The sequence below is a fragment of the Fundidesulfovibrio magnetotacticus genome (genome assembly GCF_013019105.1).
Lineage (GTDB): Bacteria > Desulfobacterota > Desulfovibrionia > Desulfovibrionales > Desulfovibrionaceae > Fundidesulfovibrio > Fundidesulfovibrio magnetotacticus.
In genome coordinates this window covers 1-12,741 of record NZ_BLTE01000025.1, presented here as the reverse complement: position 1 = coordinate 12,741, position 12,741 = coordinate 1, and the positions used below count along the sequence as shown (strand labels likewise).

Below are 12,741 nucleotides of genomic sequence, written 5' to 3'. Positions count from 1 at the left end.
CGGGTCAGGCCGTCTCTTCCACGATGCGCCCGGAGGGGGCCTCCGGTGCCGCCTGGGCGAGGCCCGCCAGCATGTTGGAGGGCAGGTCGGCGGGGGGAGGCGGGTTGATCGTCTCGGCCGGGCGCGGCTGCGTGAGCGATGCCAGGATGCTGGAGGGCAGGTCCGCCTCGGGCGGCTTGGCGGCCTCCACGGGCGGCGCGGCCTGGGCGAGGCTGGCCAGAATGCTGGAAGGCAGGTCCGCGTCGGGCGGCTTGGCGACCTCCACGGGCGGCGCGGGCTGGGTGAGGCCGGCCAGGATGCTGGAGGGCAAATCGGCCTCGGGAGGCTTGGCGACCTCCGCGGGGGGCGCGGCCTGGGTCAGGCTGGCCAGAATGCTGGACGGCAGGTCCGCCTCAGGCGGCCCGGCCCCGCCCGGGGAGCCTCCCCCCTGGGACTGGGACATGAAGCCCAGGATGGCGCTGGGGTTGTCCGGGCTGTCGGGCACGTCCCAGGGCGCCTCGCCGGGCGCCCAGGGCGGCTTGGCCTCGGACAGCCCGGCCAGGATTTTGGAGGGGTTGTCCGTCTCGGGCAGGCTGTCGGCCAGGGAGCTGCGGAACCGGGCGTCCATGACGCTGGGGCGGTCCGGGTGGCCGGCCGGTTTTTCGTCGATGTTGGCGGGTGTGGTGGCCCCTTCGGCCGCGCGCTGCGCCCGGAACATTTCGTCGGGCGGCTGCGCGCCCGCGAAGCGCAGGAAATGGCGATCCCAGACGTGCACGGCGAATCTCCCGCCCGAAGGGTGTGGAAACCGAAACCCGACTCCCTTATAATACTTGAACTGAAGCAAGAAAAGGGCCTTGCCGCGCCCTGAAGGAGCAAGACCATGGCCGACAAGCAGACCGGAACGCCATCCCCCCCCGCTGGCCCCGCGCCCGGCGAGCCCGCGCCCGCCTTCACCCTCACGGCCGCCCTGCCCGGCGGCGGAGAGGAGACCGTGAGCCTGGAGTCCCTGGCGGGCCGTTGGACCGTGCTCTACGCCTACCCCAAGGACCAGACCAGCGGATGCACCACCGAGGCCCAGGAGTTCACGGCCCTGGCGGACCGCTTCGAGGCCCTGGGGGCCAGGGTGCTTGGGGTCTCGCGCGATTCGCTCAAGGCGCACCACGCCTTCATCGCAAAGAAGGATCTGGGCGTGGCCCTTCTCTCCGATCCCTCCACGGAGACCCTCAGGGCCCTAGGCTCCTGGGGCCTGAAGACCCAGTGCGGCAAGACCTGCGAAGGGACCATCCGCTCCACGCTGCTGGTGGGGCCGGACCTCAAGGTGGCCGCGCGCTGGGCCAAGGCCGCCAGCAAGGGGCACGCCGCCCAGGTGCTGGAGAAGCTGGAGGAACTCGTCCGGGGCTGAACGCCGCGTGGAGACGCCGAAGCGACGGGCCGGGGCACGCGCGCCCGGCAGGGCGCGCCGCCGCGAGGGCGGGGGCTGGAGACGCGGCGCTAGTCGGCCGAGGGGGCCTTGGGCGGGGCCACCGGGAGGGTTTCGTCCTTGGCCTTGGCGTTCCAGCGGTCCTTCACGGCCAGGTATTCCTCCTGGGTGAGGGTGCGCTCCAGCAGGTTGAAGAAGCGCGAACGCAGGACCACCAGGTCATGGTAGCTCTGGGCCTTGTCGATGAGGGCCAGGTAGTGCGCGGCGTCGTGGGATTCCATTGCGGACATTCTGTAACGCACCCCAGGCCCCGTGGCAACAGGGTATGGAGTAAGGTCTTGAAACGGCGGGGCTCTTTGGGTAGGTTGGCAGGCGTCGACGTTGGCGGCGGGCTCCAGGTGTTATCCGCCGATTCCTCTAGGCAGAGAATTCATGAATCCTATCCGAACGATGCTCTTCGCGGCGGCGCTGTCCTGCCTTCTCGCGGCCGCGCGGCCGGCCCTGGCCCAGCAACTCTACGTGGCCGACGTGCAGGAAATCACGGTGCGCACCGGCCCCACGCTCGAGAACAAGATCGTGCAGATGCTCAAGAGCGGGTCGCGAGTGGAGAAGCTCAAGGAAGAGGGCGAGTGGTACTACGTGCGCACGGACACCGGCAAGGAAGGCTGGGTGCTCAAGCGCTACCTTTCCAACGACACGCCCATTCGCGTCCAGTTCGACGAGTTCAAATCGCGCAACGCGGACATGATCGAGAAGGCCGGCAAGGTGGAGGCCATCATCGGCAAGTACGAGGAGGACAACAAGAACCTCCGCCAGAACCTCACGGCCCTCCAGGCGGAGCACGCGCGGGTCAAGGCCGAGTTCGAGGCGCTCTCCAAGGCCAACGCCAACGTGGCCGAGATGACCAAGAGCCACGCCGAACTCAAGGCCGCCTACGACACGACCCGGCAGGAGATGGAGCGCCTGCGCCGTGAGAACGAGTCCCTGCGCGACCTTTCCGACGTGAAGTGGTTCCTGGCCGGGGCGGGCGTGCTGCTCGCCGGGTGGCTGTTCGGCTACCTGCTAGGGCGCTCGGCCCGCAAGAAGGCCAACCGCATGTACTTGTGATCGCGCGCGGGCTTCTGCCAGCGCCCGAACCCCACCAGACCTTTCACGCCCGGCCCAGCGCCGGGCGCTTTCGTTTCGGGACGTCGCGCCGCCCTCGCGCGCGGAGTCTCCCCCCCTCGGACCACGCGAAAACCACTTGAAAAATAGGGTTCAGGAAGATGGCGTTTGACTCGGGACGATGCGCGAAGTATTTTGGAAAATTGAGGGATAATCTGCAGCCTGACGCCGTCTGTCTTCAGGTCCGGCAGGAGAGAGCAACAAAGGACGGAGGGCGTGACATGGCGGCTTGCGGTCGTTGCGAGGTCCTTCCCGGCGCAATGCCTTCGGAGGGAACCCTTTATCTCGTGCCCCCCATCGACCCGGTGGCGAGGGGCCTGCGGCAGTTCCTTGAATCCACGGGCGCCCGTTTCAGCGAGCCCTATCCGGGCATCTACGCCATCGTGCTCGAAGACGGAGCGCTCGCCGCGTTGTGCGGCGGTTTTCTGTGCGGCCTGGGCGAGGCGGAGCAGCGCGACACCCGGTCGCTGATCGTGGAGCCGGGCGCTACCCCAAGCATCCAGGAACTGGTGCAGATGCAGTCGCTGGCGGCGCTGCTGGCCAGGTTCCAGGGGCAGTGGCTGGTGGAAGTGCTCAAGGCGGGCAGGATCACGAGCCACTTCCAGCCCATCGTTTCCTGCGAGGACCCCGGCGAGGTGCACGGCCACGAATGCCTGCTGCGCGGGTTCGAGGCCGATGGCACGCTCGTCGCTCCGGGCCGGATGTTCGACGTGGCCCGCCGGGGGGACCTGCTCTTCTACCTGGACCGCGCCGCGCGCATCAGCGCCATCGAGTCCGCCAGCCGGGCCGGGCTGGAGGGGAAGCTCTTCATCAACTTCAACCCCACCTCCATCTACACCCCGGAATACTGTCTGCAAACCACTCTTCAGGCCATCAGCGCAGCGGGCATTAGCCACGAGTCCATCGTGTTCGAGGTGGTGGAGAGCGACGAGGTGAAGGACACGGGGCACCTTGTGAAGGTGGTGGAGTTCTACCGCGCCAAGGGCTTCCGCGTGGCCCTTGACGACCTCGGGGCGGGATACTCCTCGCTGAGCCTGCTCCACCGCCTGCGGCCGGACTACATCAAGATCGACATGGAAATCGCGCGCGGCGTGCACGAAGACCCCTACAAGGCCCGGGTGGCCTCCACCATCCTGGACATGGCCCGGGACCTGGGCATGCTCACCATCGCCGAGGGCGTGGAGACCGAGGGCGAACACCAGTGGTTCCGCCGCAACGGAGCCGACCTCGCGCAGGGCTATCTCTTCGGTAAACCTTCACCCGGCGGCATCCGGGACGCGTCGCGCGCCCGAGGAGCATGAAATGCACCCGAACCACCTGACCATGCGGGACGCCGTCTGGCCCCTCCACGTCCGGCTGGAGACGCTCCCTCCCTTGGCCGCAGTGGCCGAGGGCCGGGCGACCCGGGAGGAGTACGCTTTCGCGCTGTCCGTTCTCCACGGCTTCCTGGTCCCGCTGGAGCGTGGCCTGGACGCCTTCGCGCGCCAGGGCCAGGCAGGTGAGGGACTGTCGGCGCATCTGCGGGGCAGACAATGGTCCCGGCTGGCCCTGCTGGAGGAGGACCTGAGCCGCCTGGGCTTCGACAAGGACGCGCGGGAGGCGCTGCCGCTCTGCCGGAGCCTTCCGGCGCCGACCTCTCCCGCCGTGGCCCTGGCCCAGCTCTACGTGCTGGAGGGGTCGCGCCTGGGCGGGAAGGTCATCGCGTCCCGTGTTAGCCAGAGCCTGGGCCTGGACGCCTCCAACGGCTGCGCCTATTTTTCGAGCGGAGGCATGGAAGTCGCGGCGTACTGGACCGGCTTCAGGAAACTGCTGGAAGACCACCTGGACCGCGAGGCGGCGGCCGAGGCGGCGGACGCGGCGAAAGGGTGCTTCCTGGCCTTGGAAGGCTGGCTGCGGGAGCGTGCCGGGTGACGGTCTCCGCCGCCGACGGGATGGATAGCCTCCGGCTGCGCAGTTGCGACAGAGAGCCGGTGCACGTGCCGGAGCAGGTGCAGGGACACGGGGTCCTGCTGGTGGCAGACGGGGCCACGCTGCGCGTGGCGCGGGCGGCGGGGGACGCGCGGGGGCTCCTGGGCGCGCTGCCCGGCGAGGTGCTGGGAGAACCCCTCTCCGCCCTCTTCGCCAGGGCCGACGCCATGCGCCTGGAACAGTTGATCGGATCCGCCTGCGACAGGCCGCGCGACGTGGTCCAGTTGCACGCGGCGCGAGGCGGGGTCGGCGTGCTCGCCGCCACGGCGTACAAGGTGGGCGGGCTGCTGGTGCTAGAACTCGAGCCTGCCGCACTCGGCGTGGCCCACAGTCTCTCCTGGCTGCAGGTCTGCTGCTGCGACCTGCAGGAGGGCATGGCCTCCTTGACGGACTTCGACAGCCTCTACGACCGGATCATCCGCACCGTCCGCGATCTCGCGGGGATCGACCGGGTGATGCTCTATCAGTTCCACAAGGACTTCAGCGGCGAGGTGGTGGCCGAGGTCAAGGCCCCGGAGCTGCTGCCCTTTCTTGGGCACCGCTATCCGGCCTCCGACATCCCCGAGCCCGCCCGAAAGCTCTATCTGAAGAACTGGCTGCGGCTCATCCCGGACGTGAACATCGAGTCCCAGCCCCTCCTCCCGCCCACGCCGCCGGGGCGCCCGCCCCTGGACATGACCCACGCGCGCCTGCGGGCCGTGTCGCCCATCCACATTGAATATCTCCGGAACATGGGAGTAAGCGCTTCGCTGTCGCTGTCGGTGATCGTCCGGGGCGAGCTGTGGGGGCTCATCGCCTGCCACCACTACAACGGCCCCAAGCACCTGTGCTTCGAGGTGCAGCGGGCAATGACTCTCATGGCCCAGTGCTTCAGCATGACCCTTGCGGCGCTGCTGGCTCGCCGGGTCTACGAGAACCGCCTGAAAACCGAGGTGTTGCTCTCGGGCCTGCACGCGCGGATCAGGGGGGCGGCGGCGCTGGAGAAGCTCGTGCCGCGCATCGCCGGGCGGCTTGTTGATCTGGTGGCGGCGGAAGGGATGGCCATGGTGGGTAGGCGCGGCGTCTATCTGCACGGCCTCACCCCCGACGCGGACATGGTGAGAAAGCTCGCCAAATGGGCCTTTGCCCGTTGCCAGGGCGAGCTGTTCACGCACGACCGCATGGGGAGCGAGTTTCCGGAACACGAAGGCCTGAACCGAAGCGCGGCCGGTGTCCTGGCCTTGCGCATCGGGGGGGCGGACCGTGTCGCGTTCCTGTGGTTCCGCCCGGAGATGACCGTGGAAGAACTCTGGGGGGGCGATCCGTCGAGGCCGTACACGCTCAACCCCGAGACCGGCAGGATCCATCCCAGGACCTCCTTCGAAACCTACCGGCGGACCGTGAGCGGCGTGAGCAAACCCTGGGCAGAACACGAAATCCATGCCGCCAGGAGCCTCGTCCCGATCCTCAACGCCCACATCCTGCGCATCACCGAGTCCCTGGTGCGCAGGAACCGCAGGGCCCTCAAGGAGAAGAACGCGCTCCTGGAGTCCATCTCCAGAACCGACGCCCTCACGGGAGTGCTGAACAGGCGGGCGCTCTTCGACTCCCTCGAGGCGGAGCTGCGCCGGAGCAGGCGCTACGACGGAAAGGTGGCCCTGGCCATGCTGGACGTGGACCACTTCAAATCCGTCAACGACCGCCACGGCCACCAGACCGGCGATATGGTGCTCAGGGCGGTGGCCTCCAGGCTCCTGCAGGAGGCAAGGACGACAGACGTGATCGGGCGCTACGGAGGAGAGGAGTTCCTGATGGTCATGCCGGAGACTTCCCTGGAGAGCGCCGTGGTGGTGGCCGAGCGCGTCCGCGCGGCCATCGGCAACATGCTCCTCGACGCCTTGGGGGGGGCCGTCACCGTGAGCATCGGCGTGGCGCGCCACGAGGGTGAAGCGATTCTGGACCTGGTGGCGAAAGTGGACGCCAAGCTCTACGAGGCCAAGGCCGCGGGCCGTAACCGCGTGGCCTTCTAGTGTTGCGTCCTCAAAGCCCGCCCATGCGGATTGTCAAGACAGGCAGCAAAAACCATTGATTTTCATTTTGAAAAACATCTGCATGTTTTTCAAGATCGCGACTTGCGTCCCGGCATCGCTTCCGCGAGGCGCGCTCAGGTTTCTTCCGAATCGCGCTCCAGCAGTTCCAATATTCCGGGCAGCAGCGCGCCGCGCTCCCCGGGCGTGGCCATCTCCACCTGCTCGATCACCCGGCCCCGGCTGTAGACCACCAGGGTCTGGGCGAAGGCCGCCACGTCGTCCGGATCGTGGGTGATGAGCACGGCGGGCGTGCCGAAGCGCTCCAGGGTGGCCGTGAGCTCCCGGCGCATGCGCACGCGCAGCAGCGGGTCCAGGGCCGAGAAGGGCTCGTCCAGGAGCAGGGCCAGGGGCCGGGACACCAGCGCCCTGGCCAGGGCCACCCTCTGGCGCTGCCCGCCCGAGAGGCGCGAGGGCATCTCCCGCGCCAGGTGCGCGATGCCCATGGCCTCGAGCATGGCCGCCACTTCGTCCCGTTGAGCGGGCGAAAGCCTGCCGGGCCAGCCCGGGGCCAGCCCGAAGCCCACGTTGGCCTGCACCGTCAGGTGCGGGAAAAGGGCGTAGTCCTGAAACAGATAGCCCAGGCCGCGCCGCTGGGGGGGGAGGTCCACGCCCTCGCGGCTGTCGAAGAGGACGCGCCCGTCCAGTTCGATGCGCCCTCCGGCCGGACGCAGGAGCCCGGCCATGGCCTTGAGCGTGAGCGTCTTGCCCGAACCCGAGGGGCCGAAGAGCACCACGGGGCCCTGGGCCGCCTCGAAGGCGCTGCGCAGGTGGAAGGTGCGCCCGCCGCTGCCCAGCCGGGCCTCGATGTCCACGCGCACCCTCACGACTTGGGCCTCACAAGGCGTCCGGACCCCACCAGCACGGCCATGCTGGCCAGGGTGACCACCAGGGTGAGGAAGGCGGCCTGGCCGTCCTGCCCGGCCATCACGGCGCTGTAAACGGCCAGGGAGAGGGTCTGGGTCTTGCCGGGGATGTTGCCCGCGATCATGAGCGTGGCCCCGAACTCGCCCATGGCCCGGGCGAAGGCCAGCATGGCCCCGGCCAGGATGCCGCGCCAGGCCAGGGGCAGGCTCACCCGCGCGAAGAGCGCGAGGCCGGACGAGCCCAGGGTGCGAGCGGCGTCCACGAGGTTGGCGTCCACGGCGTCGAAGGCCGCGCGCGCGGTGGTGAACACCAGGGGGAAGGCCACCACGGCCGAGGCCACCACGGCCCCCTGCCAGCTGAACATCAGCGTGACCCCGAACGTCTCCAGCAGCCAGCGCCCCAGCACGCCGTTGCGCCCGAAGAGCACCAGCAGATAATAGCCCAGCACCGTGGGCGGCAGGACCATGGGCATGGTGGCCAGGGCGTCCAGCACGCTCCGGCCCGGGAAGTCCCTGCGGGAGAGGGCCCACGCCCCCGGAACTCCGGCGCACAGCGCCCCCAGGGTGGCCAGGAGGGCCACCTTGAGGGTGAGCAGCAGGGGCGCGGTTACCGAATCCATGAGCCTCCGTCGCGGGCGCGCGCTCTTTCGCGGCACGCGGGCACGGGGTCCAGCGAGAGTTCCGACCACCACATGCAGCGGTCGCGTCCGGGGATCAGTTCGAGGAGCCAGTTGAGCGCGACGATGGCCGCGAGGGTTCCCACGAGAAGCCAGTCGATCATGGCCTTGTCCTCCTTTTCGGACACGGCCCGAAGGCCGTCGAGGAGACAAAGGCAACTTGCGTGCCAGGCCGTGATGAGAGCATCACCGTGTGATTCAAGGGGGTTGGCGAAACCATACGCGGGCCACGAGAGTACAAATGTGTAGCCTTTTGATGGGTGGCTACAAAATTGTCTGGTGCGGGGCGTCCTTGAGGAACTTCACGACCACGAGGGTCAGGTCGTCATGGCGCGGCGTCTTGCCGCGGAAGGCCTCCACGGCGTCGAGCACGGCCTGGAGCACGTCGCGGGCGTGGAGGCTTGAGTGGGCGGCCATCACGGCGCGCAGGCGCTCCTTGCCGAACATTTCTCCCTGGGCGTTGCGGCACTCCCAGACGCCGTCGGTGGCCATCACGAGGAGTTCCCCGGCCTGCCAGCCCGCACGTCGGCCCTCCTCATAGCCCCAGCAGGGCTCGACGCCCAGAGGAATGCCCTTTCCGTCCAGCTCGGAAAAGCTCGCGGAGGCGGGGCTGTAGACGATGGCCGGGTCGTGCCCGGCCTTGACGTAGCGGATGAGCCCGCGCTGGGTGTCCAGGGCCAGCCAGTAGAGGGTCATGAAGCGGCCGGTGGAGCCGGTGTCGGCGCACATGAGCCGGTTCACGCGGGAGAGTTTCTCGTCCATGGCGCCGGACTGTGCCGCGCCGGAGCGGATGAGGGCGCGGGCGCTGGCCATGAGCAGGGCCGCGCCGATGCCGTGGCCGGTTACGTCGCCCACGGCCACGGAGAAGCCCTTGGCGTCCGGGTCGGGGTGGGGGAGGTAGTCGAAGTAGTCGCCCCCGGTGGAGTCGCAGGGGATGGTGGCCCCGGCCACCTCCACGCCGGGCGCGCGCGGCGGGGCGTGGGGCAGGAAATCCTGCTGGATGCTGGCGGCGATTTCCAGCTCGAACTCCATGCGCTGCTTGGCGAGCATGGCCTGGTGCAGCCGGGCGTTCTCGATGGCGATGGCGGCCTGGGCGGCGATGATGGTGAAGAGGTCGAGGTCCTCCTCTGTGAAGGGGCCGCCGGTGGTCTTGTTCATGAGGGCGGCCACGCCGATGGTGCGGTTGCGTGCGGTAAGGGGCACGCAGAGGATGGTGTTGGTGCGGTAGCCGGTGCGGCGGTCCACTTCGCGGTTGAAGCGGGGATCGGCGTAGGCGTCTGGCACGAGCACCGGGGTGCGGTTCACCTGCACCCATCCGGCGATGCCCTCGCCCCGGCGCAGCACGTGCCCCTTGGGGAGCATGGAGGCCACAGGCCCCTGGGCCACGGTGAACACCAGGTCGCCCGTGGCCTCGTCGGTGAGCAGGAGGCTGCAGGTTTCGGCGTCCGAGGCCTGGCGGGAGGCCGTCATGATGCGGTCCAGCACATCGTCGAGGTCGATGGAGGAGCTGATGAGCGCGCACAGCTCGAAGCAGCGGCGCAGGTTCTCCATGCGTCGCGCGAGGAGGGCCGGGTCCTGGGCGTCCTGGTCTGGAGGCATGCTGAGTTCATGCCCGCAAAAGTCCAAGGTGTCCAGGGTGAAGGGCCGTGGAAGAGGGGCGCGAATCGCGAAGATCGCGTGACGATCCGAAGGGTTCAGCTGGCATGGCGGGCGCTCCTGAACCGGCCGCGCGTCCGATGCCCCGCCGAGAAAGAAGACGCGCGCAGGACACGTCTTTGAAGGGCGGATTGGCCAGGGCCAGGCTGCACTCCATGATCTTCATTCTGGAACGGCCCGCCCTCTTGCGAGCGAAGAAAGCGGGACACCGTGCCCGCGCCACGACCAGCGCTCTCGAACCGCTCTTCCGACTCCCCAAGCCCGGGGTGCAGGGCGGGCACGGCGGCTCCACGCGGGCCATGCTCCTTTTGCCACGGGTAGGGTTTCGGGGCCGCATCCCCTATGTTCCCACCCGTCTTGAAGGCGTTGAGCTCGTTAAGCGGCGTGGGATCAACCCGTGGTCCGTTCCTGCCGTACGGGTCCACGGTGGAGCGCGCGCCCGTCCCGAAGGTGTGCACGTGGGGCGTTGCGCCGCTGGGGGCCGGGGCCGGCGCCGCCGCTCCCGCCTCAGGGGGCGGCCCTCCGGCTTCCGGCGCGGAGGCGCCCCAGCCCTCCTGCTTCGAAGCCCCTCCGTCGGAAGGGGACGAGGCCAGCTGTTCCACGATGGGCCGGGGGGCTGCTGGTGCCCCCTGATCGCCCTGTCCCGGCGTTAACCGCGCCAAGTCCATCTTCGGGGTGTTGTCCATCATTCCGTTGTCCATCATGAAGTTCAGGGCCATGCCCTTGATGCCCGGGAACGATTCGAAATCCATGGTCGTCTCCTTGATTTTGATGGTGGTGGGCATCACTCGGCCGCGCCGGTGAGTTCCAGGTAGCGCAGCAGGTCGCCTTCTTTCGCGCCGCCGGACTTCACCCGGCGCTTCAGGGCCGACAGTTCGTCCGGTTCGGCCTGTTCCGCAGGAGCCGCCGCTCTGGAGCGGGCCGTGCTCCGCCGGGCCCGGGCGTGGCTATTCACTAGCCAGGGCCCGCTTGCGCGCATTACGTCGTGTGTATAGACTAGAAGTGTCCGTCGATAATCGGATGCTTCAGGAGGTCTTTCCCGTGCGTACCCTCGTCGCCCTGGTGTTGTTGCTTGCCGTGGTCCCGGCGCATGCCGGGCAGTATAAAACTATCACATGCAAGGGGCGGATTGGGGTTGGAAGTTCTGACTCCGGAATCTACGGGCTTGACAATGATTGCGGGTGGCTGACGCGGTCAAGAATTGCGTCTATAATTTATAAAAAGTGCGATGTTTTGGACGATTGTGAGATTGTGGGGGTCGCAGGTGAAAACAATTTGTTTGTGAAAATATTGTCCGTCAGGCGTGTGCCCACTGCAGAAGAGCCTTCTGTTGATATCATAAGAGAGACTGCGTGCCGGGAAGCGATGCCCTGGATGGACAACTGCGCTGCCTCTATCTATTTAATTTCGGTGAAGATCGTTGATTTAAATGTTTCTTCAGAGACAGGCGTCGCCGCATGGAACTATACTGTCAATTTGTCGTACAAGGAGTTAAGCGACGTCACGACAGTTTACGACAATGTTCGTTTTTCTCTAGAATATCGAGACGGAGCCTGGCGCAAGCCACAGTAGCTACCGACTGCTCCTGGCGCAAGTGATGCAAGTCCATATGTGTGGCTGGCGATGGGGAATGTGAACCCCGGAGCACAGTGAGACTATGCTCCGGGGAGGCCAGGCAAACGGCTCAACAGGGCATGCTGTGGGACATCATTCACCCCAGAGGTAGGACAACCTCTGCTTGAAGGCATGATGTTCCCTGTTGCGCTCCAGAACGGCGGGGAGTTCCCTGGCGTATCGCTGACGACCGGCTGACAAGGGAAGCGCCTTCTGGGCGTCCGTATATGCCCCTCTGCTCTCGTAGAGGGCCTTGAGCTGGTCCGCGTCACTCATGGATCGCAGGTCATTGCTCTTGGCGGCCGAGTCAATCACCTTTCCGAACTTGTTATGCTGGATGGAGCCGGACCAGACTGCGTCCTGGATAGCTGGGTTGCCCGTGTCGAACCCCCTCTGGGCAGCCATTTCCGCCTGTGCCTGGTAATGAGTCCGGTAGATGTACTCTTGTTCGGCGCTGTGCAGGCCGTCCGGTTTCCTGGCGGCGATATCCTTCCATTTCGCTGAGAACTCAGGAGTGCCTGGCTTCAATCCGGCGAACTCCCCCTGAAACGGCTTGCCTTCCGGCGAGCCGACGAAATCTTGTGCTGTCCCGGCCTTTGTAGAGAGCTGATACGTCCCGTAGCTCACGCCGCCGGGGTCATTGATTCCCGACGACACCGTACCGACGCCCCGCCCGGCGCTCTCGAACTGCTTGACCGACTCCCCCAAGTCGGGACGCATGGCGGGCACGGCAGCGCCGCGCGGGGCCTTCTCTGTCTGCCACGGATAGCTCTTGGGGGGCGTGCCATCCATGATTCCGCCGGTCTTGAAGGCGTTGAGCTCGCCAAGCGGCGTGGGATCAACCCGGGGTCCGTTCCTGCCGTAGGGGTCCACGGTGTAGCGCGCGCCTGTATCGAAGGTGTGCGTGTAGGGCGTCGCGCCGCCGGGCGAAGGGGTATCAACCCCAGCCTCGGGCGGCCGCCCTCCGGCTTCCGGCGCGGAGGATCCACCGTCGGTCGGCGTCGTGGCCCCTGCGTCGGAAGGGGGCGGCGTCTGCTGTGCCATGGTTGCCTGGAGTGTATTCCCATCCAGGCTCCCCTGACCCGGCGCGAACTGCGCCAGTTCCATCTTCAGGGTGTTGTCCATCAATCCGTTGTCCATCATGAAGTTCAGGGCCATGCTCTTGGTGCCCGGGGCCGACTCGAAACCCATGTTCGTCTCCTTGTCTTTGATAGTGGTGGGGCTCACTCGGCCGCGCCGGTGAGTTCCAGGTAGCGCAGCAGGTCGCCTTCTTTGGCTCCGCCGGACTTCACCCGGCGCTTCAGGGCCGACAGTTCGTCCGGTTCGGCCTG

The 12,741-nt window shown here is 67.4% G+C and carries 14 protein-coding genes; 6 read left to right on the top strand and 8 right to left on the bottom strand.

Features of this window, described 5'->3' with window-relative positions; genetic code table 11:
* Positions 1-4: 4 nt before the first annotated feature.
* Complete coding sequence (locus tag NNJEOMEG_RS18845) at positions 5-754, bottom strand: hypothetical protein (protein WP_173087022.1); 750 nt, start codon at positions 752-754, stop codon at positions 5-7.
* Positions 755-859: 105 nt separating this feature from the next.
* Between NNJEOMEG_RS18845 and NNJEOMEG_RS18840 the strand changes: the two genes are divergently transcribed.
* A complete protein-coding gene (locus tag NNJEOMEG_RS18840; RefSeq protein WP_173087021.1) occupies positions 860-1,381 on the top strand; it encodes a peroxiredoxin in 522 nt (173 codons plus the stop codon).
* An 89-nt stretch (positions 1,382-1,470) separates the two neighbouring features.
* Here the strand turns inward: NNJEOMEG_RS18840 and NNJEOMEG_RS18835 are convergent, their stop codons facing one another.
* Positions 1,471-1,680, bottom strand: coding sequence for a hypothetical protein (locus tag NNJEOMEG_RS18835; RefSeq protein WP_173087020.1), 210 nt, complete (start codon positions 1,678-1,680; stop codon positions 1,471-1,473).
* 151 nt (positions 1,681-1,831) lie between these two features.
* On the opposite strand from NNJEOMEG_RS18835, the gene NNJEOMEG_RS18830 reads away from it, so the two are divergent.
* The 4 genes from NNJEOMEG_RS18830 (at position 1,832) to NNJEOMEG_RS18815 (ending at position 6,540) form a co-directional block, all read left to right on the top strand.
* Positions 1,832-2,506, top strand: coding sequence for a TIGR04211 family SH3 domain-containing protein (locus tag NNJEOMEG_RS18830; RefSeq protein ID WP_173087019.1), 675 nt, complete (start codon positions 1,832-1,834; stop codon positions 2,504-2,506).
* Between the two features lie 344 nt (positions 2,507-2,850).
* Positions 2,851-3,864: an EAL domain-containing protein gene (locus NNJEOMEG_RS18825; RefSeq protein ID WP_173087018.1), complete on the top strand. Its 1,014-nt coding sequence runs from the start codon at positions 2,851-2,853 to the stop codon at positions 3,862-3,864.
* 1 nt (position 3,865) lies between these two features.
* Entirely contained in the window at positions 3,866-4,474 is a 609-nt protein-coding gene (locus NNJEOMEG_RS18820; RefSeq protein ID WP_173087017.1) for a biliverdin-producing heme oxygenase, read from the top strand.
* 20 nt (positions 4,475-4,494) lie between these two features.
* Positions 4,495-6,540 (top strand): sensor domain-containing diguanylate cyclase, encoded by a 2,046-nt coding sequence (locus NNJEOMEG_RS18815; RefSeq protein ID WP_173087016.1) that lies wholly within the window; start codon positions 4,495-4,497, stop codon positions 6,538-6,540.
* A 134-nt stretch (positions 6,541-6,674) separates the two neighbouring features.
* On the opposite strand, the gene NNJEOMEG_RS18810 is transcribed toward NNJEOMEG_RS18815, so the two are convergent.
* The 5 genes from NNJEOMEG_RS18810 to NNJEOMEG_RS18790 form a co-directional block, all read right to left on the bottom strand.
* Complete coding sequence (locus NNJEOMEG_RS18810) at positions 6,675-7,424, bottom strand: ATP-binding cassette domain-containing protein (protein WP_173087015.1); 750 nt, start codon at positions 7,422-7,424, stop codon at positions 6,675-6,677.
* Positions 7,421-8,083 (bottom strand): molybdate ABC transporter permease subunit, encoded by a 663-nt coding sequence (gene modB / locus NNJEOMEG_RS18805; protein WP_173087014.1) that lies wholly within the window; start codon positions 8,081-8,083, stop codon positions 7,421-7,423. Before modB ends, NNJEOMEG_RS18810 begins: the two co-directional genes overlap by 4 nt.
* Positions 8,071-8,244 (bottom strand): hypothetical protein, encoded by a 174-nt coding sequence (locus NNJEOMEG_RS18800; RefSeq protein WP_173087013.1) that lies wholly within the window; start codon positions 8,242-8,244, stop codon positions 8,071-8,073. The genes modB and NNJEOMEG_RS18800 overlap by 13 nt, the downstream gene beginning before the upstream one ends.
* A gap of 160 nt (positions 8,245-8,404) precedes the next feature.
* Complete coding sequence (locus NNJEOMEG_RS18795) at positions 8,405-9,739, bottom strand: PP2C family protein-serine/threonine phosphatase (protein ID WP_173087012.1); 1,335 nt, start codon at positions 9,737-9,739, stop codon at positions 8,405-8,407.
* A gap of 841 nt (positions 9,740-10,580) precedes the next feature.
* Positions 10,581-10,751 (bottom strand): hypothetical protein, encoded by a 171-nt coding sequence (locus NNJEOMEG_RS18790; protein WP_173087011.1) that lies wholly within the window; start codon positions 10,749-10,751, stop codon positions 10,581-10,583.
* 86 nt (positions 10,752-10,837) lie between these two features.
* Here NNJEOMEG_RS18790 and NNJEOMEG_RS18785 point away from each other — a divergent pair, with 86 nt between their 5' ends.
* The gene (locus tag NNJEOMEG_RS18785; RefSeq protein WP_173087010.1) at positions 10,838-11,368 is read left to right on the top strand and encodes a hypothetical protein; all 531 of its coding nucleotides are present in this window, start codon (positions 10,838-10,840) and stop codon (positions 11,366-11,368) included.
* A 135-nt stretch (positions 11,369-11,503) separates the two neighbouring features.
* Here the strand turns inward: NNJEOMEG_RS18785 and NNJEOMEG_RS18780 are convergent, their stop codons facing one another.
* Complete coding sequence (locus NNJEOMEG_RS18780; protein ID WP_173087009.1) at positions 11,504-12,601, bottom strand: VgrG-related protein; 1,098 nt, start codon at positions 12,599-12,601, stop codon at positions 11,504-11,506.
* Positions 12,602-12,741: the final 140 nt, after the last annotated feature.